Below are 19,932 nucleotides of genomic sequence, written 5' to 3'. Positions count from 1 at the left end.
GGTAACTACCGATTCACCAGGTAATTCACTTTTTCAGTGGCCTCCTCTCATGCGCTGCGGGGTCTTAGCCTTTCCTCTATTTCCCGCAGGAGTCGAGCGTCCTCCGCTTCATTTCACTTCGTTTTTAAACCTTTTTCTAAAAAAACAAACACGAACTTTTATGTAATATAATTACATTTTAGTCCGTGTTTGTTGTTGGTTGAAATACTTATGTCCCAGCCTTTTTTATTTCACATTATTCTTCTACTGATTCCTCAGTTTCAGTTGTTGTTGTAGAACCTTTTATATAATTATAATCATCACGATTAATTGGCGTGAATCCATCCGGCTGATGGAATCTTAATAAATCTTTCATGACAATGTTGTCTGATGCTTGTAATTCTGCAGCAGCTGCTTCTGCTTGTTCAGCACCTTGTTCTGCATCAACTAACTCGCCCTCAGCATTATAATAGTTATCACCAATTTTTGTTAGGGTTGGAGACACAAAGTCACCATTTCTAAATGGAACTGTTTCACGATGCTGTTCAGATAGTAAATCAGAACCTACTTGTAAATAATCCTTTGTATCAATACCTAGAAGATGCATTAATGTTGGCATAACATCTACTTCGCCACCAAATTCACTTACTACATTTCCTTCTACACCTGGTACATGGATAAATAACGGTACTCGCTGTAGCTGTGTGTTCATAAATGGTGTTACTTCATCGACGCCAAGCACTTGAGCCATTGCTTTATTATGATTTTCAGAAATACCATAATGGTCACCGTACATAACAATAACTGTATTATCATATAATCCAGATTCTTTTAATTCTTCAAAGAATAAGCGAATCGATTCATCTAAATAATGAGCTGATTGGAAATAATGGTTTACGGCATTATCACCAAAGTCCCCTGCTGGGAAGTCCGTATCGCCTTCATCCATTTCGAATGGATGGTGGTTGGATAACGTAATAAACTTCGTATAAAAAGGCTGCTTTAATCCTTCAAGTAAAGGCATACTTTGTTCGAAGAACGGGATATCCTTCATTCCATAATTTTTCGTATTTTCCTCTGACATATCATAATACTCAGCATCAAAGAAATAATCGTACCCTATCGTTTTATACATTTCATTACGATTCCAGAAAGTTTTATAGTTACCATGGAACGCAGCAGAAGTATATCCTTCCCCTTTAAGAATGGCGGGTGCTGATTGTAAGGTATTTTGTGCTTTATTTACAAAAACAGCTCCTTGAGACATTCCATATAAGGAATTCTCCATCATGAATTCAGCATCAGAGGTTTTTCCCTGCCCTGTTTGATGGAAAAAGTTATCAAAATAGAAAGTATTATCATCTTTAATTAACGAGTTTAAAAACGGCGTTACTTCTTCTCCGTTTAATTCATAATTAATAATAAAGCTTTGCAGTGATTCCAATGAAACGTAAATAACGTTTTTACCTTCAGCCGCACCAAAATATTTATCATTTGGCTCAGCATAATTAGCACTTATAAAGTTTTGCACTTCAGTAATATCACTGCTATCGGCTAAAGCTCTTTGACTTTCAGATCTAGCGTTTTGCACGATATCATAAATGGTAAAGTTGTATGCGCCTAAATATTTTACTAAATAATTTCTATCAAATGAACGACTTAATAATTGCGGGCGATCTGCCTCTGCTAATCCTAAATTGATAACAAATGTCAAAATAGCTAGTGCAAAAACAGATTTTGCTGCTCTTCTATTTTTTTGTATCGTAGGTTTATACGCTTTTGTTGCTAGTAAGACGATTAAAATAATAACATCTAGGAAATAAAGAATATCATAGGGTTTAAGTAATGATAAAATACTGTCACTTAACTGTCCACCATTAACTTTTACCTGCATTACAACTGGAACTGTTATAAAGTCTGTAAAGAATCGATAATACACAATGTTTGCATACAATAAAGCAGACATTAACGCTGTATTAATCGTAATATAAACAGGCTGTGCTTTCCCTTTAACAAATAAAGCAAGTCCGATAAAGAGAAGTGCAGAGCTTAATGGATTAATAAATAATAGAAATTCCTGCATAGGTCCTTGTACACCAATGCTGAACTCTACCTTATATCCAATATACGTTTTCATCCAAAATAAAAATATGGCGATTAAAAAGAAAGAAGAATGTTTAGATAACATTTTACGAAATAATTCTGCTGTACCTTTCAATCCCGTTCACCTCAATTCAAAATTTACAATTTCTAAAGTAATTTGTTTATTTTCCCTTAATTAGTGCTACCTTATCTACATATGTTACTGCCCTTCCTTTTGTTCATCCTAGTTAAGAAGTAGCAGCTAATGAAAATGCCGTTATCCATTATAACATATCATTTTCAAAATGGTTATTCCTTTTACTTCCTATTAATAGAAATTTACTTAAAGTAGATTTCAAATTAATCACATCTTACATTAAATTAATGAATATTTCCAGCAATATCTATATTTATACGAAAAATAGGGCTAAAAGAACAGAATTTGTGTTTTTTCGACAAGAATGAATAATAGCAGATATTTTCTAAAATGAAAATGGTAAATACTCACAGCCCTCTCTTTCTTCCCCAATCATAAGTATGATAAACAGCGAACAAGCATATTTAATATTCATTTATTTAATAGTATAATGGTGTAGATAGTAAAAGGAGGAATTTCATTTGATACATATTGATCAAAAAGAATATTTAGCTCTATTAGAGCAATTGCTTAATGTCACTAGTCCATCAGGGAATACAGAAACAATTATTCAATTTATAGAGAAATATTTAAAAGAGGCCAATATTTCTACTTATCAAAATAATAAAGGAGGATTGATTGCGACACTTCCTGGAAAAATTACAGACAAACAGCGCATGCTTACTGCACATGTTGATACACTTGGGGCGATGGTAAAGGAAATCAAACCGAATGGCAGACTGCGCTTAGATTTAATTGGCGGTTTCACATACAATAGCATTGAAGGAGAAAATTGTATAATCGAAACTTCTTCTGGTATGACATATACAGGAACAATCCTTCTTCATCAAGCATCTGTCCATGTATATAAAGAAGCCAGAACGCTTGAGCGTAATCAAGCCAATATGGAAGTTCGCATTGACGAAATGGTTAAGAATCAAGAAGAAGTGAATAACCTTGGCATTGCTGTGGGTGACTTTGTATCTTTTTACCCACGTGTAGAGGTTACTCCTTCTGGCTTTATTAAATCAAGACATTTAGATGATAAAGCGAGTGCAGCGATTCTTTTACTATTAATAAAAAAATTGAAAGAAAATAACATTGAATTACCGTATACAACAAACTTTCTTCTTTCGAATAACGAGGAAATTGGCTATGGCGGAAATTCCAATATTCCTGTAGAAACTGTTGAATATATGGCTGTTGACATGGGAGCAATGGGAGATGGTCAATCAACAGACGAGTACACTGTATCCATTTGTGTGAAGGATTCAAGCGGACCTTATCATTATGCTTTAAGAAAGCATCTTATTCAATTAGCAGACAAGCATGAAGTACCATACCAACTAGATATTTATCCATATTATGGATCTGATGCTTCTGCTGCCATTCGATCTGGTCACGATATCAAACATGCGTTGATTGGGCCAGGAATTGATTCCTCACATGCCTATGAACGTACACATTTTTCTTCTGTTGAAGCAACAGGAAAATTAATTTATCATTATTTACTTAGTGAATTAGTCTAAATTGTTAACAAAAAGAGGATGACATTATCATGTCATCCTCTTTTTGTTATTCTGGTCTTTTGCCCTTTTGCAAATCTTTCATTGTTAATCCAAAATCCATTTGAAAATGGGGATAATCCTTAAAATTAGCCCAGTCTCCTCCCCACTGAAAACCTAATTCTTTTGCTATTTCCACCACTTCCATCCAATCACTTTTGCCATTTCCATTCCCATCATAGTCCATATCCCAGATGACTACACCGTTAATATCTAAAAGAGCGAAGTCTATTGCTAGTCCATAATTATGATAAGACTCCCCGCCCTTTGCATTGGTTACAATTGAACCATCTGTCGTTCTTCCTTGCTCATATAAACGATCTTGCTCTTCTATACTTCTAAAGTCCTCTGTAATGACAGTCCGAATTCCAATATCACCTGCCTTTTGAACAAGGATATCTTTCTTTTCCTTTACAATAGGATTCAATTCAGTAGGCATTGGCACATCACTATAGTCTCTTTCAGGCACATTTAATTTCCAATATATTAGAAGAATAAAGATAAAAATTAATAATATAAAAATGCTTCTGCCATGCTTCTTTCTTTTTTTTCGCAAAATTACGCTCCCATACTTCTGATGTTGTTTTCATTCATTAAGCCGATGATTTTGGACGGATAGTTAATTTTTTGGGGACATGAAATAGATGCCAGATCATGGACAGAAGGATTCCCCTTTTCTAGATTTGACATGCCAATACAGCCACTGACTTATCCATCCCGTCTCTACCATATTTTAATGTAAATATTCAAAGCGAGTAGTGCTTCCAGTCTGTCCAGCAATAACCTCTAATCTAACTTCCATTCGATCCTTTAATTCAGGAACGTGGGAAATGACCCCGACTAATCGTCCTGCGTTTTGGATATCCATCAGTGTTTCAATTGCTTGATCTAGCGACTCTGGATCTAGCGTTCCAAAGCCCTCATCAATGAACATCGTTTCCAGTGAGATTCCACCAGCAAAATTTTGTACGACATCACTTAAACCTAATGCTAAGGATAATGCTGCCTTAAAACTTTCTCCTCCTGATAATGTTTTAACATGCCTTTCTTGTCCAGTATATTGATCAAATACGAGTAATTCTAATCCACTTTGCACATTTCCCTTTGATCGATCACTCTTTCGGACAAGCTGATATCGCCCACTAGTCATTTTTTTAAGTCTACTGTTCGCTTGAAGTAATATTTCATCTAAAAAGGATGCAAGAACATAGCGCTCAAATGTAATTCTTTGTGCATTTTGACCTCTTGAAATATCATATAAATGCCCAACAAGATTAAATTGATTTTCTAATTCTTTTACTTTCCGGTTTATTTCAAGTACTTGTGCTTGGATTTCTTTATTATCTTTTTGTTTTATTATCATATTTGTATGCTCTTGCTGGAATCTATTTTCTTCTTCCACTATTCTTGTTAGCTTCGTTTCGAGCTCTTCTATATTTGGAACCGCAATATCTTTAAGTGCAACTTCTAAATCCTTTAAGCGATCAGAAGCAGAACGACACTCTTCTCGATATGCTTGAACCGCTGCTTTTAGCTTTTCTACTTCTTGTTCCTGCAATTTACTTTCTGCATAGGATCGATAGGTTGGAAACCCTTGCTTTGCCATTTTTTCTAAGAATATATCCCTTTCTGTCTGTAAGCTTTCGGATAGCTGCCTAATTTGTTTTTCTAGGCTTTCTAAACGAACTAACTCCTTTTGTGATTTTTCTTTCGTATTCTGCAACTTTTCTTGAGCTAAAGCAAATTGAGCTTCCAATTTTTCTAACCGCAGCATACTTTCTTGCGATACTTTTTTATATTTGGGTAATTCTCTCAAGTCGGCCGGAATCGTATCCTGCATTTTTTTTAAGGTTGTATTTTGTTCCGTATATTCAATAGTTGTTTCTCTTATTACTTCTGTTGTTTGTTCAAGTAGTGCTTGCACTTCTTGAAATTGCACTTCAACATCAGATAGAGACAACTTCATTTTTTCCATCTCTATTGTTTGCGCCTCTAATTTCTTTTGCTCAAGACTCAATTCCTGCAATTGATTTTTAATTGTATTTGCTGTTATCTCGCTATCCCCATCACTAAATAAAGGATAGACATCGACAACCTTTTTTAGCTTATTCTTTGCATCTTCTGTATACCATTTCCATTGTGTATTGGCCTCAAGCCAAGCAGTTTCTGCTTTTGTTTTTTCTTTTTCTATGCTTTCAAGATCCTTTTTTGCACTTTTTCGATCCTCCTCAGAGAAATCTTCGGTATGAAGATGATTTGTTGCTGGACTTGGATGATGTACACTTCCACAAACCGGACATGCTTCATCCACTTTTAAACTTGCTGCTAAAATAAGCGATTGGTTGGCAATCCACTTATTTTCAAGTTCTTCTACTAATGCTTTTGCATCATCATATCTATTTAATACTTGATCTAGCAATTGTTTTTTTGAATTGGCATCAGACTTTCGTTTCATGCTAGTATGTTCTACTTCCATATATTCATTTATTCTTTCTAATATAGTTTGCAGATTCCGAATTTTATCTTTATTATCTAGAAGTAATTCCTTCATACCGTCTAGCTGTTTTATCCGCTCTTTATACTTTTGAATAGTAATCTCTTTTTCTTTTCGTTGTTTTTGAAGGATTTCTTGTTTAGAAGCATGGCTTTTCATCGCTTTTGTTAATTGATGGAGCTTTCCTTCTACTTCCGCATACTGCAGAACATCCTTTTCCATATTTTTCAATTCAACAAGGTAATTAGCTAATTGTTTACGCTCTTCTTCTTTCGTTATCTCTTCCTTATATAGTTGATCTGCTTCCATTAGTTGTGCTTTAAGCGCTTCTATAGATGTTCGAATTGCCTTTTCTTCTTCTTTTCTATCATCAATTTGTCTTTTTAAGTGATGACAAATTTCCTCTTGCTGTGCAAGGACGGCAGCTTTTTGGGCTAAATCGATTTTCTTTTCTATTTCTGTATATTCCGTTTTCTGACTTTCCAATTCCTTTAAACGTGTGGAAAGATCTTCTTTTAACTTCATTTGCTTAATTATCGATTCTGCTTCAAATAAATGCTGTTTAATGACATCTCGTTCTTTATTTTTCTCGTCGACCTTCGTTTGTAATCTTCCTACCTCTTTTTCCATCGACTCTATTTCTCGCTCTAATAGCGGGAGAATGGCGACATCGTTCTCACTATCTTGTGCCATTTGTGCAATTAAATCTTTATTAAATACTGCAGCTATTTTAGATAGTGAATTTGTACGTAATATTACCTTTTGCTCAACTTCCTTTTTTAGTCCTTGTGCCTGCTCCTTTAGTTTATCTTCAATACGCTTATACATTTCTGTATGGAATAAACGTTGCAAGATATTCTCTTTTTCTTTACTGTCTGATGTAAGTAATTTGCGAAATTCCCCTTGTGGAATCATCAGTATTTGGCGAAATTGATTGCTATCAATTTGCATAATTTCCTTCACTTTTTCATCTACATCACGAACAGAGGAAGCAACAAGCAATTCCTTTCCTTCTTCATCGAATGTAAAGAGTTCAGCTTTCGCACCAATTGTCGTAAATCCATCTCCTCTTTCTTTTTTCTTCTCTTGCTGAGGAGATCGAGTGATGAGATAACGTTTTTCCTTTAATTTAAATTCAAAACTGACTTCTGTTAATAAGAAATCATCGGCAAATTGACTTCTTAATTCTTGCCCATTGCGATCTTCCCCGCTGGCTTTGCCGTAAATAGCATAGCTAATCCCATCAAAAATAGTAGTTTTACCTGATCCTGTTTTTCCAGAGATGACAAACATTGTACGATTGCCTAAAACAGTAAAATCAATAACCTCTTTGTGAGCATATGGACCAAATGCCTGCATGGTTAGTTTTAATGGTCTCATTTTCGTCCCTCCTCTCTTAGAACTTGATTAATAACACTCGCCATCCAATCCTTTTTCTCTTCTGAAAAGGTTGCAGTAGTCATTTCTTCGTAAAAAGATGCAAATAATTCCAGTTCATTTTGCTGTATTTCCTTTTGCACTTGCAAAACAGACTTATCTTTTCGATCTTTGTTTTCTATTTTTCTTTCTAAGTGCAGAACATTTGGGTAGACTTGTCTTAGCTTTTGGATTGGATCAAGTATCGCTCCTTCATCAAGCAAAGTTATTTTCAAATAATCATCTACTTTTTGTTGCTGATAAAAATTTATATCTAGCAGTTCTTCTATATGACCTTCTAGCTCTCTCATATCTTTCTCCGGTGTTAGCGCATGATATTTTTGCGTAAAATTCCCTTTTTCATCCATTTCAATAATGGACACAGATTTCTTTTGCTTCGCTTCGGAAAATGAATATTTCATTAAGGAGCCTGAATATTTAACCGTTTGATGATTAATAGCCTCCGGGCTATGCAAATGACCTAAAGCACTATAAGCAAAGGGGGCAAACAATTCAGCTCCGACACAGCCTGATCCACCGACAGATAAAATCCGCTCCGAATCAGATGTTTTCCCCCCCAGTACAAAGCTATGTCCAATCAACACATTTGGTTCATTAATCTGCAAATTATTTTCCATTTTACCAATAATGGCTTTCATTGCGTCATGATGATTTAGAATCGAATCATCCTCTAGCATTTTTCTGACTACTACTGGCTCGCAATATGGTACTAAGTAGAAATTAACCCCAGCTAAAGACACCGGTGAAAAGCTATTTTCGATTTTTCCATTTAAATAAAATTGATTTTTCTGGTACCAAGAACTTCCGAAAGATAATCTTTCTGCACTATCATGGTTTCCAGATATAGCAAGTATTGGTGTATTTAGCTCAACATTAATAAAATATAAAACCTCATCCAGTAAATTAACGGCATCTGTAGGCGGAATGGAGCGATCATATAAGTCGCCTGCAATAATGACAGCATCTGGCTTTTCTTTCTCTACCAGCTCCATAAATTGTTTCAGCATAAAGCGTTGATCTTCTGTCATGTATAATCCATGAACTAATTTCCCCAAATGCCAATCGGCAGTATGAATAAATTTCACTATTTTCACCTCTAAAATTTTTTATGAAAAAGCATTTTTGGCTGTTTTCGTAAAGTTTGTTGCTATATCTGCACCCTGTATACACTTCGTTTACAATCGGGCGCTACATTCTAATCTCATCAGATTGTACGTATATGCAGAGTGCTTCTTATTACTAATAATTTTTGTAACCCTATGAAAATGCAACTATTTATAAGCTGCATTTACGCTTATTATTTACTTCAATTTATTCCATGCAGTAAAGTCATAATGCATTTACATGGAGATAAAAGCATATATTCTATCATTATAGCAAACATTTTGTAAGAGAAGGAATGAGAGAAAAAGTAAACCAATTATTTCTATTTACATAAATCTAATAGAGCTGGTTATATATAATGAGGGATATGGTATAGAAAAAGGTCAGACCTTTTAAGAGATCTGACCTTTTTTATATGAGGAATGCTATTATTATATTTTAGTAACGTTAGCAGCTTGAGGTCCACGAGCACCTTCTACTACTTCAAATGAAACGTCTTGGCCTTCTTCTAAAGATTTAAAACCTTCCACTTGAATCGCTGAATAGTGAACGAATACATCATTTCCGTCTTCTGCTTCAATAAAACCAAATCCTTTTTCTGCATTAAACCATTTAACTTTACCGTTTTTCATGTGAAAAAATCCTCCTAAAAAGCTTTGCTAGCTTCATCTTTTAATTACCATTTTCATCGCATAAGCATTAAACTATTAATCTCTTAAAATATAAGTTCGATCAATAAATAACATACTAAATACGTTAATAACGGTTAATGTAAATTTAACATTTTTAACTATTATTGTCAATAGAAAACCCTTTCATTTTTCAAACAATTATAATTAATAGAGAAGCTCTTTCATTCTATCCTTTTATTAATTCGGGTAAACTTTGAATTGATTTGATCATAATATCCAGTTTCGTTTCAATTCTATTCAGCAAATAGAAACTGATTACAATTGGAAATCCAACTTGGCTTATAAATGAAATCAAGTCTTCCATTATAAGTTCCTCCTCATAGTATCTCTTTATTACCTTAGGGCTACTGGCATGGAAACCATTAGCCCTTAAGCAATTTGTTCAAAAACCGTTACTAATCGTTAAATCTCATAATCAGTTACATTTCTTTCAACAAGGCGTATTCCTTTCACTGCAATTAATTCTCCGTTCGCACTGCTTAATGCATTAGCTGAAATAATACTTTGCATGACTGTTGATACTTGTTCCGCATCTACTGGTTCAACAGGACTTTCAAGGGAAATTTTTGTTGACTTCCCATTACTCGTTTCAAAAGTTAACTCTAATGATTTCGCCATTTAAGATTCTCCTTTCATTCCTATTTAGGTGTTACTACGGCTGAATAATTTCTGAGACATCATTTCTTTCAATAGAAAATAAAGTATAAGTAACTAGCGATGATAAACTTGCTGCGATCTCAGCTAGCTGTTCAGGGGATGCCGTTTGCTTAACATTCCTAAACGTCTTTGTTACATAATTAGGATCCCCGTTTTCCTTCATACCATTTTGAAACGTTAGCTTAATACTTGATTCATTCCAAATTGCTTCTGCCATCTCCATCACCTCCTTTCACTCCCTAAATAGAGGAAAGGAAAGAAAAAGGACAGTGTATGAATAAATAAGATGATTTTTTCTTAGAGTGTTTTCTGTCATAGGTTATGTAACAATCATTTTTCTTCCTTAGTACATATGCTAGTAATATAGAATAAAAGGAGGGAAAATACTGTGGAATGGTTACAATCTTTTTTACTTGACCATTATTATATATTAGTACCGGTTCTATGGATCATCGGCTATGCTCTTAAGCAAACGCCAATAATACCTGATTGGTCTATCATTTGGATTCTTCTCCTAGCATCTATTGTATTAGCCACTTTTGCATATGGATTTAGCTTTGAAGCAGTTACTAACGGCATTATAGCTGCAGGAGTATCTGTATTCGGACACCAGCTTGTCAAACAGACAGTTAAGGATAGAACGAAATAGTTCTATTCTATAGATACATGGTAAAGGGATGATTACATGTTTTTGCTAAAAAAGAGCCGATCTTCCTTTTGTTTATACAAAAAGATCGACTCTTTCTATTTATAGCTAATTATAATGTAAAATGGGACACAGTTTTTTGAAGCCTTGATGCAATTTCCGATAACCTTTTAGCTGAATCTGTCATCTCGGTCATAGATGCTAACTGCTCCTCTGTTGCTGCAGACGTTTCTTGTGTAAAGGAAATACTTTCTGCCGAAATTTTATAAACACTTTCCATAATCCGCTTCATTTCATTGCTATTTTTTGATAGCTCTTCTATTTCATTCGTTACTTCTTGTACATTTTCTGATACATCGGAAACAGATTGAAAAATTTCTTTAAAGGCGATACTTGTTTTTTCCGTTTCTAAGAGACCTTTACTTACAATCGAGTTAGTATTATTCATGCCATCAACTGCCAGGCTTATTTCCTTTTGAATCGTATCCGTTACATGTTGAATTAAATGGGCAGAATTACTGCTCTCTTCAGCAAGTTTTCTAACCTCGTCTGCCACAACAGAAAATCCTTTACCATGTTCTCCTGCTCTTGCAGCTTCGATGGCTGCATTTAATGCCAATAGATTTGTTTGCTCTGCGACATTCGTTATTAATTCAGCAATTTTTTTAATTTCTACAGACTTTTCTTCCAGCATTTTGATGGTCAGGGAGGAATCTTCAACAGAATAACTTATGTCCTTCATTTTATGAACCACATCATCAATGGAGCGATTACCGTCCTTTGCCTTCTGCATGGAGCCAGTCATTTTTTCTTTCATACTGAAACTACGTACGGTTATTTCTTCCATGCTTTTATTCATAAGACTGTAATTCTCAACTGCAATTTGAAATTGGTTTAATTGGCTCTCCACTTGTTCTACCGTTTTTTCTGAAATACTAGAAACCTGTTCCGCCACAATCGCCGTTTCTTTTGCACTATTTTCCATTTCCGTACTACTGGCAGTAACGATATTAGCTGTCTCTCTTACCTCCTGGATAATTAAGCCTAATTCATCGTTCATTATACTTAATGATTGGACCATTTCTCCAAATTCATCATTTCGCTTTCCTTTCACTTCTTGCTTTGTAAGATTCCCTTCACTAACCTTTTTGATAATACGAGAAGAATCTCTCATGCCTCTTGCTATCGTTCTACTAATCCACACAGCAAGTATGACTGCTGAAATCATCGCAAAGGCACTTATTGCAAGGACTATATAAATATAAATCTTTGTTTCACTTTCTACTTTGCCTCTTATTTCACTCATTCTTGTTTCTTCATATTTAATTAACTGATCTGTTTGATTACTAAATTCAGTACGAATGTCATTAGACTGATTAATAAGGGAAAGATAATTTTCTTCATTTTCTAAAATTTTTTCCTGGACTGCCTTGTCACCTAGAACTAAAAAATCAGCTTGAAGCTTTTGGATGCTTTCAAATAAGTCTTTACTAGTAGCATCGTTTTCCATACTATTTAATGTATCAAAATCATTCACCAGTCTTTTCGAACTACTATCATAATTTGTCAGATAGGAGGTTTCTCCTGTAAGTAAATATCCATTTATACCATCTGATTGGAGCAACATGTCTATTTTCATGTTTTTTAAGATGATTACCTTATTTACTTGCTGATCAATCACATTTGTGTAGTTTTTATCAACCTTTGCAATTTGTGTTATAGAGAGAGTCGCAATTAATAAAATACATATAATAACTAAGAGAAAACCTAGCCCCAACTTTTTTGTAATTGTAAATCTCATAACCTTCTCCCTTCTATATTAACCAATTAAGACTTTTAAGAAATTAATGACTTTTTCTATTATTCTATGATGATTATTCTATTATACTAGCAATTAAGACTTTTTTACTAGATAGTTTTTTAGTAAAAAAATTTTTTCCATCGTTACAGATTTACTCCAACATAAAAAACTAGCAGGAATTCACACATGAATTCCTGCTAGTTTAGCGATATTTACCTTAATGGACAGTGCTTAATTTTTTTGCCAGCTTCTTGTAATTGAAATACATAGAAATTCGCCAAGGTACTATCATACAGAAAGCTAGCATCCAGAACATGCCTCCTAATGGTCCCACATCAATTGAACTGCTTAAAATAAATTTAGCAACAATTCTAATGGCTAATAGTCCAAATAAAATATAGACAAATGCTTTCGAATTAATTAAATATATATCCTGATCCTTAATTTCAAACTTTGTTGTTTTAATTAAAAGAAATGAGAATAATATTCCCGCAATGGCTGCTTCCAAAATTTCCTGTCCAGTAATCCGAAAATAAGGAAAAACAAACATAAGTGCACCTGTACTCATAAAAAATGGAGGAAGAATAATCTTTTTTGGTGAAACTGGCTTCGTAGCCGCTTTCATTCTTAACACCATAAAAAAGACACCCATAAACACTGCGATACATGTTGAAATTATGACAGAAGCCATAGAAAAAACCCCTTTACTTACCTTTTATCTCATAATAATATTTTTAATCTTACCATCAAGATTAGTCCTCTGTCCATTTTTTATAGAACAACAGTGTCTAATTAACGGCAAAAAAAAACGGATACGATAAACATATCCTTTAATACTACACAATCGTTATTTTAAAACTCTATTTATTGCATCTAGTACACGTGTATCATCAAAAGGCTTTACAATAAAATCCTTTGCACCTGCTTCAATTGCTTCAACGACCATTTTTTGTTGCCCCATTGCAGAACACATAATTATTTTTGCCTGCGGAAATTCTTGTTTTATTTCTTTAACAGCGTCCAATCCGCTCATCTCTGGCATTGTAATATCCATTGTGACCAAATCCGGATCTAATTCACGATACAATCTTACTGCTTCTTTCCCGTTTTCTCCTTCACCAACTACTTCATGATTTGATTTAGTTAAAATATTTGAGAGAGTAATTCTCATAAACTTTGCATCATCCACAATCAATATTCTAGCCATCTTGCTTCCTCCTCAACACCCAAAAACAAAAAATCTATTAATATAAATTTATTTACTATCCCTTATTTCAATATAGCGAATCTTTATGATAATTTCAATCTATTTTGTCATAATATATGACAAACCATGGCATGTATGTGTCTAACTTTTTGAGATTTTAAACGAATTTTCTATCCTACTTTTTAACTATCATTATACAGGAACATAAGACTATTAAAAGCCTTGAAAATCGCCAAATATTGGTGAAATGACGCGTGTTAACCATTTCATTCCATCCATATATAACAATATACCCATTAAAATCATACAATAACCACCAATTTTCATCCAATAATGACTATACTTTTTTAGCTTGTTCAAATGTGAGACAAAATAAGACAATAAGATAAACGGAAAAGCAAATCCAAGAATGTAGGCTGTTAAATATAGTAAGCTCGTTTCTGGATGAAGGCTTGCTAATGATAAAACTGTTGCTAGAATTGGACCATTGCATGGAGTCCAGCCTGCTGCAAAACTTAAACCGATTAAAAAGGAGCCAAGATACCCTGTTGGTCTTGTTTTAAAGGAAAAACGATATTCTTTCATCAACCACTTAGGCTGCCATAACCCAATTATCATGAGACCAAACAAGATAATAAGAATGGATCCTATCTTTCTAACTTCTTCTTGATATGTCTTAAAGTATGTCCCTATGAAGGACGAACCGAAACCGAGCGTTATAAAAATAAGTGAAAACCCTAAAAGGAATAATAGTGTATGCCAAAAGCTAGCATTTTTAATGATACTTCCCTTTTCAAGCTGCCCAATTGACATTCCAGTAATATAGGATAAATATGCTGGATATAATGGTAAACAACATGGAGAAATAAAACTTAAAAAACCTGCACCCAAAGCTATAAATAAATTTATATCAACCATTATTTATTTCTCACCTTCTCCCATATATTAACTATATGCTTGTTCAATCTGTTTATGTACTTTTCAATATTTTTGCATTTACTTCCAAAAATAGATATAATTAAATAAATCATTTTCAAAAAAATAGAAACTTGCATTAGTGGGGATACTTCCTACTATCTTGTATGAGTAAATTAATATCAAACTATGTTTCCTAACGATTTCACAACTATTAGAGTTATCAGGATTAATATACGGAAAGGACCATATACCATGCTAAAAAAGCAATTACTAACTCAAATTGAATTAAAACGGTCAGAGCTAATTGAAATTGCTATGAAACATGGTTTTTCATCGTCCTCAGCCATTATATGCAGTCAAGAATTAGATGTATTACTAAATAAATATAATGAAATGAATCTAAAAAAAGAATTTCCTAACTTTCGAAAATCAAAAGAGCAATGGAATGTTTAAGCAAAAAAACCGAAGTTAACCGCAAATACTGCGGAAATCTTCGGTTTTTTATTCGCTTAAAAGGCTTTTTGCTATTTTAAGTAAGTTCTACTTGATGCTCTACCGTTTCTTCAATAGAATCTGCCGCTCCATTTTGAAGAAGATACATTTTATAATACAATCCCTTTTGCTGAAGCAATTGCTGATGATTACCTCTTTCAACAATATTTCCTTTATGAAGGACAAGAATTAAGTCCGCATCTTGAATAGTAGAAAGACGATGAGCAATTGCAATTGTTGTTCTACCTTTACGCATTTTTGATAAGGCAAACTGAATTGCCTCTTCTGTTTCTGTATCAATATTTGCGGTTGCTTCATCCAAAATCAAGACTTTCGGATTGGTCAAGATTGTGCGCGCAAACGCAATAAGTTGGCGCTGTCCGCTAGAAAATGCAGAACCTCTTTCCACCACTTTATGATTATATTGATCCTCTAGCTTTTCTATAAACTGGTTCGCTTGCACAAATTTTGCCGCTTCGATTACTTCTTCGTCCCGAACTTCCCTATTATATAGACGGATATTATCCTTTACTGTCCCATAAAAGAGGAACGGATCTTGTAGTACCAAGCCCATTTTCTCGCGGAGTTCATGCTTGCTGAAGGTCTTTAACGATTTGCCGTCAATAAGAATATCCCCTTTTCCAAAATCATAAAACCGCATAAGTAGATTAACAATCGAGCTTTTTCCACTTCCGGTATGCCCTACTAATGCAACAGTTTCTCCTTCGCGAGCAGTAAAGGAAATATTTTTCAATACATCTTGTTTGCCATCATAGGAAAATGTAACATTTTTGAATTCAATAACTCCATTTTCAATTTTATTCTTGCTATCGGGCACAAGAGTTGGCTCTAAATCTTCCTCATCCAAAATAGTAAATACGCGAAACGCAGATACAATTGCTTGTTGGTATAGCGATAAACGCATCATCATATTATTTACAGGTTCGAAAAAACGGTCTAAATAGCTAACAAACGCGTATAATACACCGATTTCAATTGGATTCGTAAAAGAAGATATTCCAAAATAACTTAACACAAGAATTAGACCTAAGACATAGACTAGATCTATTGCTGGTCTAAGCAATAAACCTTCAAGCTTTATATTCTTCATTCCTGCTTTATAGTGCTTTGTATTAATATCATCAAACTCCGCATTTAATCTTTTTTCTTGTCTGAATACTTGAATAATATTCATTCCCTGTAAAGATTCGCTAAGTTTCGCATTTAACTGGCTTAATCGTTCTCTAATATCCTGATAAAAGCTAGCACTATACTTTCGATACGTATAAATAATAAATCCAAGAATCGGCAGTAAAATTAAACAAATGGCACCGAGCTTTACATTTAACACAAACATCGCGATTACGATGCCAAATATCATAAATCCACTTTGAATAAAAGTCGCAAGAACGCTAACAAACATATCTTTAATTGCCTCTGTATCATTCGTGACTCGCGAAACAATACTTCCAGCGGGAATTTTGTCAAAAAAGCGTAGTCCTAGTGTATGAATTTTTGAAAATACATCAACTCGAAGCTGCTGGATAATGTATAACGCTATTTCTTGAAACTTAAACAATTGAAAATACATAATTACGACATTCATTATTTGAATAAGAATATAGGTTATGCCCAATACCGCTAATGGCTGTAATTCTAAATTTCGTGGTGTTAAATAATCATCAATAAATACTTTAATTAAGTACGGTCCTGCAAGTTCTCCCAATGTTGATAAAATTAGAAGAGCGAAAGCAATCATTACCGCTTTCTTGTGTGGTTTAATATAACGCAATAAACGAAACAATACTTTTCGCTGTTGTTCACTCGTCAATTTAATTGTCTTATCCATTTGTATCCCCCATGCTGACCATTACTTCTAAAGCTTGGCGATGGTACATCTCTTTATACCAACCATTTTCTTTCACAAGCTTTTGATGGTCCCCACTTTGAATAATTTGCCCCTCATCTAATACAATGATAAGGTCTGCATGCTCAATTGCACTTAATCGATGTGAAGTAATGATCGTTGTTTTCCCTTCCCTATTTTCCTTCAGGGCTGTTAAAATGGTTTCCTCGGTTTTTGCATCCACCGCTGAAAGGGAATCATCTAAAATAAGAATTTCTGGATTCATCAGAAGTGCTCTTGCAATAGAAATCCGTTGTTTTTGACCACCAGATAAGGAAACTCCTCTTTCTCCGACAACTGTGTCGTAGCCATCTGTAAACATAAGGATATCCTCATGAATATTTGCCAACCTTGCAGCCTCATGGATTTCTTTCTCAGAAGCATTCGGATTTGTAAAAGCAATATTTTCTCTTACACTAGCGGAAAAGAGAAAATGCTCCTGTGGTACATACCCAATCGAAACTCTTAATGCATCTATATCTATTTGTTTTATTTCTGTCCCGTTAATCATTATCTTTCCATCGTAATGATCATATTCTCTAAATAACAATTTTAAGAGTGTTGTTTTCCCAGCCCCAGTTTTCCCTACTATTCCAAGTGTCTGCCCTCGTTTTAAATGATATTGGATGTTTTGTAGAACGTCTACTTTCTTGTTATAGGAAAATTTTTTCAAATCGTACATAATGTCTCCTGCTGGAGGAGTCTTGATAGCTGCTGGATTATTGATAATATCAACTCTGGTTTCAAGCAACGCAGTAACTCGGTCGTAAGACGCTCTCCCTCTTTCCATAATATTAAAGAGCCATCCAAATGCAAGCATTGGCCAAATCAGTAGTCCCAGATAGGTAGTAAAGGAAACAAGCTGTCCTAAACTGAGTTCACCATTAATAACATAACGAGAGCCAAAAACAATCGCTAAAAAGAAAGAGATACTTACAATAATAGAGATGGTCGGATCATATAACGCATCCACACGAGCCACCTTAATATTCTTATCTACAACATCAAGAGAGGACTTACGAAAATCTTCTATATCTTCTTTTTCTTGCCCAAATGTTTTTAATACCTTTATTCCCGAAATACTTTCTTGTGTCTTATCATTTAAAGAAGAAAAAGCAGCCTGTGCTTGATGAAAATATTTATGTATTAATGAGCCATAATAGCTAGTCAATATTGCCATTAAAGGCATGGGTAATAAACAAATAAGCGTAAGTTTCCAGCTTATGGTTGTAGCCATTGCTATAATAACAAATCCGCCTGTTGCTAATGAATCAACTAGTGTAAGCACTCCCTGCCCAGCTGTTTGCTGGATAGCTTGAACATCATTTGTTGCATGTGCCATTAAATCCCCCGTGCGATTTCGCTGATAAAAGGACTGGGACATCTTTGTAAAATGACTATATAATTGATTCCTCAATAATTTTCCAAGCTTGACAGCTGATCCAAATATCATCACTCGCCAATAATAACGTAGCACATACATGGCTATAGCTGATGCAACTAGAATTCCTAACCACTGTAATAAAATGGACCAATTCAACGTCCTTCCTTGAATATGGTCAACTACAATACCAACTACTCTTGGAGGAATAAGCTGCAGAACTGCAACTAAAATCAACAGGAAAACTCCTCCAACATATGCCTTCTTCTCCTGCATAAAATACCATTTTAAATCGAAAAAAACTTTCAAACTTATACACCTCTTGTCTGTTGGAAACTAATTATGTAAAAATACCCTTCATTAGTTTAGCAAAATATTTAGGAACTGGAAAGAAATTTTATTATATTTTCAAAATATTTAATGGAGTAAAAATATTAGTTCTTTTAGGATGATATTACTTTATTAATCGTCTTTTTATCTAGTGTGTATGTTGCTTTATATTTCTCGATAATGTTTTGTCTATTTCCCGTCTCTCCCCCTAATCGAATATGTGTTCGTATATAAATTTAGTTTAATATCGCCATTGTTAGCTGTCAATACAAAAAGGAATAAATGTTCGAATAACTCATCTTTTGTAATATGGTTTAAAAAAATTTAATTAAATTAATTTTCTGTATATATGTTATAATAAAAAGGTTGTTTATTTAGAAATCAAATTTGTTAAAGGAGGCGTTCATTATGACAAACAAGCAATTTAATCATATCGATTCCAAGGGGAATATGCCTAATTAACAAAACTATTTAGGATTCCCCAAATTTGAAAAGGGGAAAAAATGATGAATACTACCAAAGTAAAAATTGTAGAACTGAATGCTGATAATTGGTATACATGCTGTGGATTAAACTTATCAGAGGAACAAGCAAAATTTATGGAACCAAATGCTATATCTATCGCTCAATCTAAATTTGCACCAACTTTGAATCCGTTTGCTATCTATTATGAAGAGAATGTAGTAGGTTTTTTAATGTTCAATTCTTCAATCGAAGAACTTGGTGGACATTGGATATATAGAATCATGATTGATAAAGATTTCCAAGGACAAGGGATAGGAAAAGCAGCCACTTTATTAATGGTAGCGGAAATGAGAAAAATACCTGATCTCAAAAAAATTGTGGTTGGCTATCATCCCGAAAATAAAGCAGCCCATTCTTTGTATTCCAGTTTGGGGTTTATTGATAATGGAGATAGATTTGGGAAAGAAATGGCTGTTGTTAAAAATATAAAATAAAGCTTCTATCAGAATGGACATCTATCCCTACTGCAACTAAGGTTGGGACATAAACATTGCAGCTAACAATAAATACGAACGATTATGCGGTTAGTTTACATAATCGTTCGTATTTATATTTTAGAAAAAGGTTTAAAAATGAAGTG

18 protein-coding genes and 1 pseudogene are annotated in these 19,932 nt (G+C 34.0%); 4 read left to right on the top strand and 15 right to left on the bottom strand.

All coding sequences use genetic code 11. The features are described 5' to 3' along the window. Positions 1-235: 235 nt before the first annotated feature. A complete protein-coding gene (locus ADJ83_RS14480; RefSeq protein ID WP_031537610.1) occupies positions 236-2,167 on the bottom strand; it encodes an LTA synthase family protein in 1,932 nt (643 codons plus the stop codon). 512 nt (positions 2,168-2,679) lie between these two features. On the opposite strand from ADJ83_RS14480, the gene ADJ83_RS14475 reads away from it, so the two are divergent. Next, entirely contained in the window at positions 2,680-3,726 is a 1,047-nt protein-coding gene (locus ADJ83_RS14475; protein WP_031537609.1) for a M42 family metallopeptidase, read from the top strand. A gap of 46 nt (positions 3,727-3,772) precedes the next feature. On the opposite strand, the gene ADJ83_RS14470 is transcribed toward ADJ83_RS14475, so the two are convergent. The 7 genes from ADJ83_RS14470 to ADJ83_RS14440 form a co-directional block, all read right to left on the bottom strand. Further along, positions 3,773-4,318, bottom strand: a complete 546-nt coding sequence (locus ADJ83_RS14470; protein WP_031537607.1) for a M15 family metallopeptidase — start codon at positions 4,316-4,318, stop codon at positions 3,773-3,775. A gap of 177 nt (positions 4,319-4,495) precedes the next feature. Continuing rightward, on the bottom strand, positions 4,496-7,636 hold the full coding sequence (locus tag ADJ83_RS14465; protein ID WP_031537606.1) for an AAA family ATPase: 3,141 nt from the start codon (positions 7,634-7,636) through the stop codon (positions 4,496-4,498). Continuing rightward, positions 7,633-8,778 (bottom strand): exonuclease SbcCD subunit D, encoded by a 1,146-nt coding sequence (locus tag ADJ83_RS14460; RefSeq protein WP_031537604.1) that lies wholly within the window; start codon positions 8,776-8,778, stop codon positions 7,633-7,635. Before ADJ83_RS14460 ends, ADJ83_RS14465 begins: the two co-directional genes overlap by 4 nt. Before the next feature lie 450 nt (positions 8,779-9,228). Beyond that, entirely contained in the window at positions 9,229-9,429 is a 201-nt protein-coding gene (locus ADJ83_RS14455) for a cold-shock protein (RefSeq protein WP_031537602.1), read from the bottom strand. Positions 9,430-9,655: 226 nt separating this feature from the next. Beyond that, entirely contained in the window at positions 9,656-9,793 is a 138-nt protein-coding gene (locus ADJ83_RS14450; RefSeq protein WP_031537601.1) for a YvrJ family protein, read from the bottom strand. A 98-nt stretch (positions 9,794-9,891) separates the two neighbouring features. Beyond that, complete coding sequence (locus ADJ83_RS14445; protein ID WP_031537600.1) at positions 9,892-10,107, bottom strand: DUF2922 domain-containing protein; 216 nt, start codon at positions 10,105-10,107, stop codon at positions 9,892-9,894. Positions 10,108-10,141: 34 nt separating this feature from the next. Beyond that, complete coding sequence (locus tag ADJ83_RS14440; RefSeq protein WP_031537599.1) at positions 10,142-10,363, bottom strand: DUF1659 domain-containing protein; 222 nt, start codon at positions 10,361-10,363, stop codon at positions 10,142-10,144. 171 nt (positions 10,364-10,534) lie between these two features. Between ADJ83_RS14440 and ADJ83_RS14435 the strand changes: the two genes are divergently transcribed. Then, the gene (locus ADJ83_RS14435; RefSeq protein WP_031537598.1) at positions 10,535-10,795 is read left to right on the top strand and encodes a phage holin family protein; all 261 of its coding nucleotides are present in this window, start codon (positions 10,535-10,537) and stop codon (positions 10,793-10,795) included. Between the two features lie 109 nt (positions 10,796-10,904). Here the strand turns inward: ADJ83_RS14435 and ADJ83_RS14430 are convergent, their stop codons facing one another. The 5 genes and pseudogenes from ADJ83_RS14430 to ADJ83_RS14415 all read right to left on the bottom strand — a co-directional run bounded on the left by ADJ83_RS14430 (position 10,905) and on the right by ADJ83_RS14415 (position 14,718). After that, positions 10,905-12,020, bottom strand: coding sequence for a methyl-accepting chemotaxis protein (locus ADJ83_RS14430; protein WP_414630343.1), 1,116 nt, complete (start codon positions 12,018-12,020; stop codon positions 10,905-10,907). An 81-nt stretch (positions 12,021-12,101) separates the two neighbouring features. Beyond that, positions 12,102-12,431, bottom strand: a pseudogene (locus tag ADJ83_RS26890) (CHASE3 domain-containing protein); the annotation flags it as partial. A 379-nt stretch (positions 12,432-12,810) separates the two neighbouring features. After that, a complete protein-coding gene (locus ADJ83_RS14425) occupies positions 12,811-13,284 on the bottom strand; it encodes a CcdC family protein (protein WP_031537596.1) in 474 nt (157 codons plus the stop codon). Positions 13,285-13,440: 156 nt separating this feature from the next. Next, positions 13,441-13,800 carry a response regulator gene (locus ADJ83_RS14420; protein ID WP_031537595.1) on the bottom strand — a complete coding sequence of 120 codons (360 nt, stop codon included), beginning with the start codon at positions 13,798-13,800 and terminating at the stop codon, positions 13,441-13,443. A gap of 213 nt (positions 13,801-14,013) precedes the next feature. Beyond that, a complete protein-coding gene (locus tag ADJ83_RS14415; RefSeq protein ID WP_031537594.1) occupies positions 14,014-14,718 on the bottom strand; it encodes a cytochrome c biogenesis CcdA family protein in 705 nt (234 codons plus the stop codon). 252 nt (positions 14,719-14,970) lie between these two features. On the opposite strand from ADJ83_RS14415, the gene ADJ83_RS14410 reads away from it, so the two are divergent. Next, complete coding sequence (locus ADJ83_RS14410; RefSeq protein ID WP_031537593.1) at positions 14,971-15,171, top strand: aspartyl-phosphate phosphatase Spo0E family protein; 201 nt, start codon at positions 14,971-14,973, stop codon at positions 15,169-15,171. 76 nt (positions 15,172-15,247) lie between these two features. Here ADJ83_RS14410 and ADJ83_RS14405 read toward each other — a convergent pair whose 3' ends face one another. Both ADJ83_RS14405 and ADJ83_RS14400 read right to left on the bottom strand, forming a co-directional pair. Further along, positions 15,248-17,059 carry an ABC transporter ATP-binding protein gene (locus ADJ83_RS14405; protein WP_031537592.1) on the bottom strand — a complete coding sequence of 604 codons (1,812 nt, stop codon included), beginning with the start codon at positions 17,057-17,059 and terminating at the stop codon, positions 15,248-15,250. Further along, positions 17,052-18,806 (bottom strand): ABC transporter transmembrane domain-containing protein, encoded by a 1,755-nt coding sequence (locus ADJ83_RS14400; protein ID WP_031537591.1) that lies wholly within the window; start codon positions 18,804-18,806, stop codon positions 17,052-17,054. Before ADJ83_RS14400 ends, ADJ83_RS14405 begins: the two co-directional genes overlap by 8 nt. 527 nt (positions 18,807-19,333) lie before the next feature. On the opposite strand from ADJ83_RS14400, the gene ADJ83_RS14395 reads away from it, so the two are divergent. After that, positions 19,334-19,786 carry a GNAT family N-acetyltransferase gene (locus ADJ83_RS14395; RefSeq protein WP_031537590.1) on the top strand — a complete coding sequence of 151 codons (453 nt, stop codon included), beginning with the start codon at positions 19,334-19,336 and terminating at the stop codon, positions 19,784-19,786. Positions 19,787-19,932 lie beyond the last annotated feature (146 nt).

It is taken from the genome of Bacillus sp. 522_BSPC (assembly GCF_001076885.1).
GTDB lineage: Bacteria > Bacillota > Bacilli > Bacillales > Cytobacillaceae > Niallia > Niallia hominis.
Note: the sequence above shows the minus strand (reverse complement) of the source record. Positions and strands in the feature narration are given on the sequence as shown.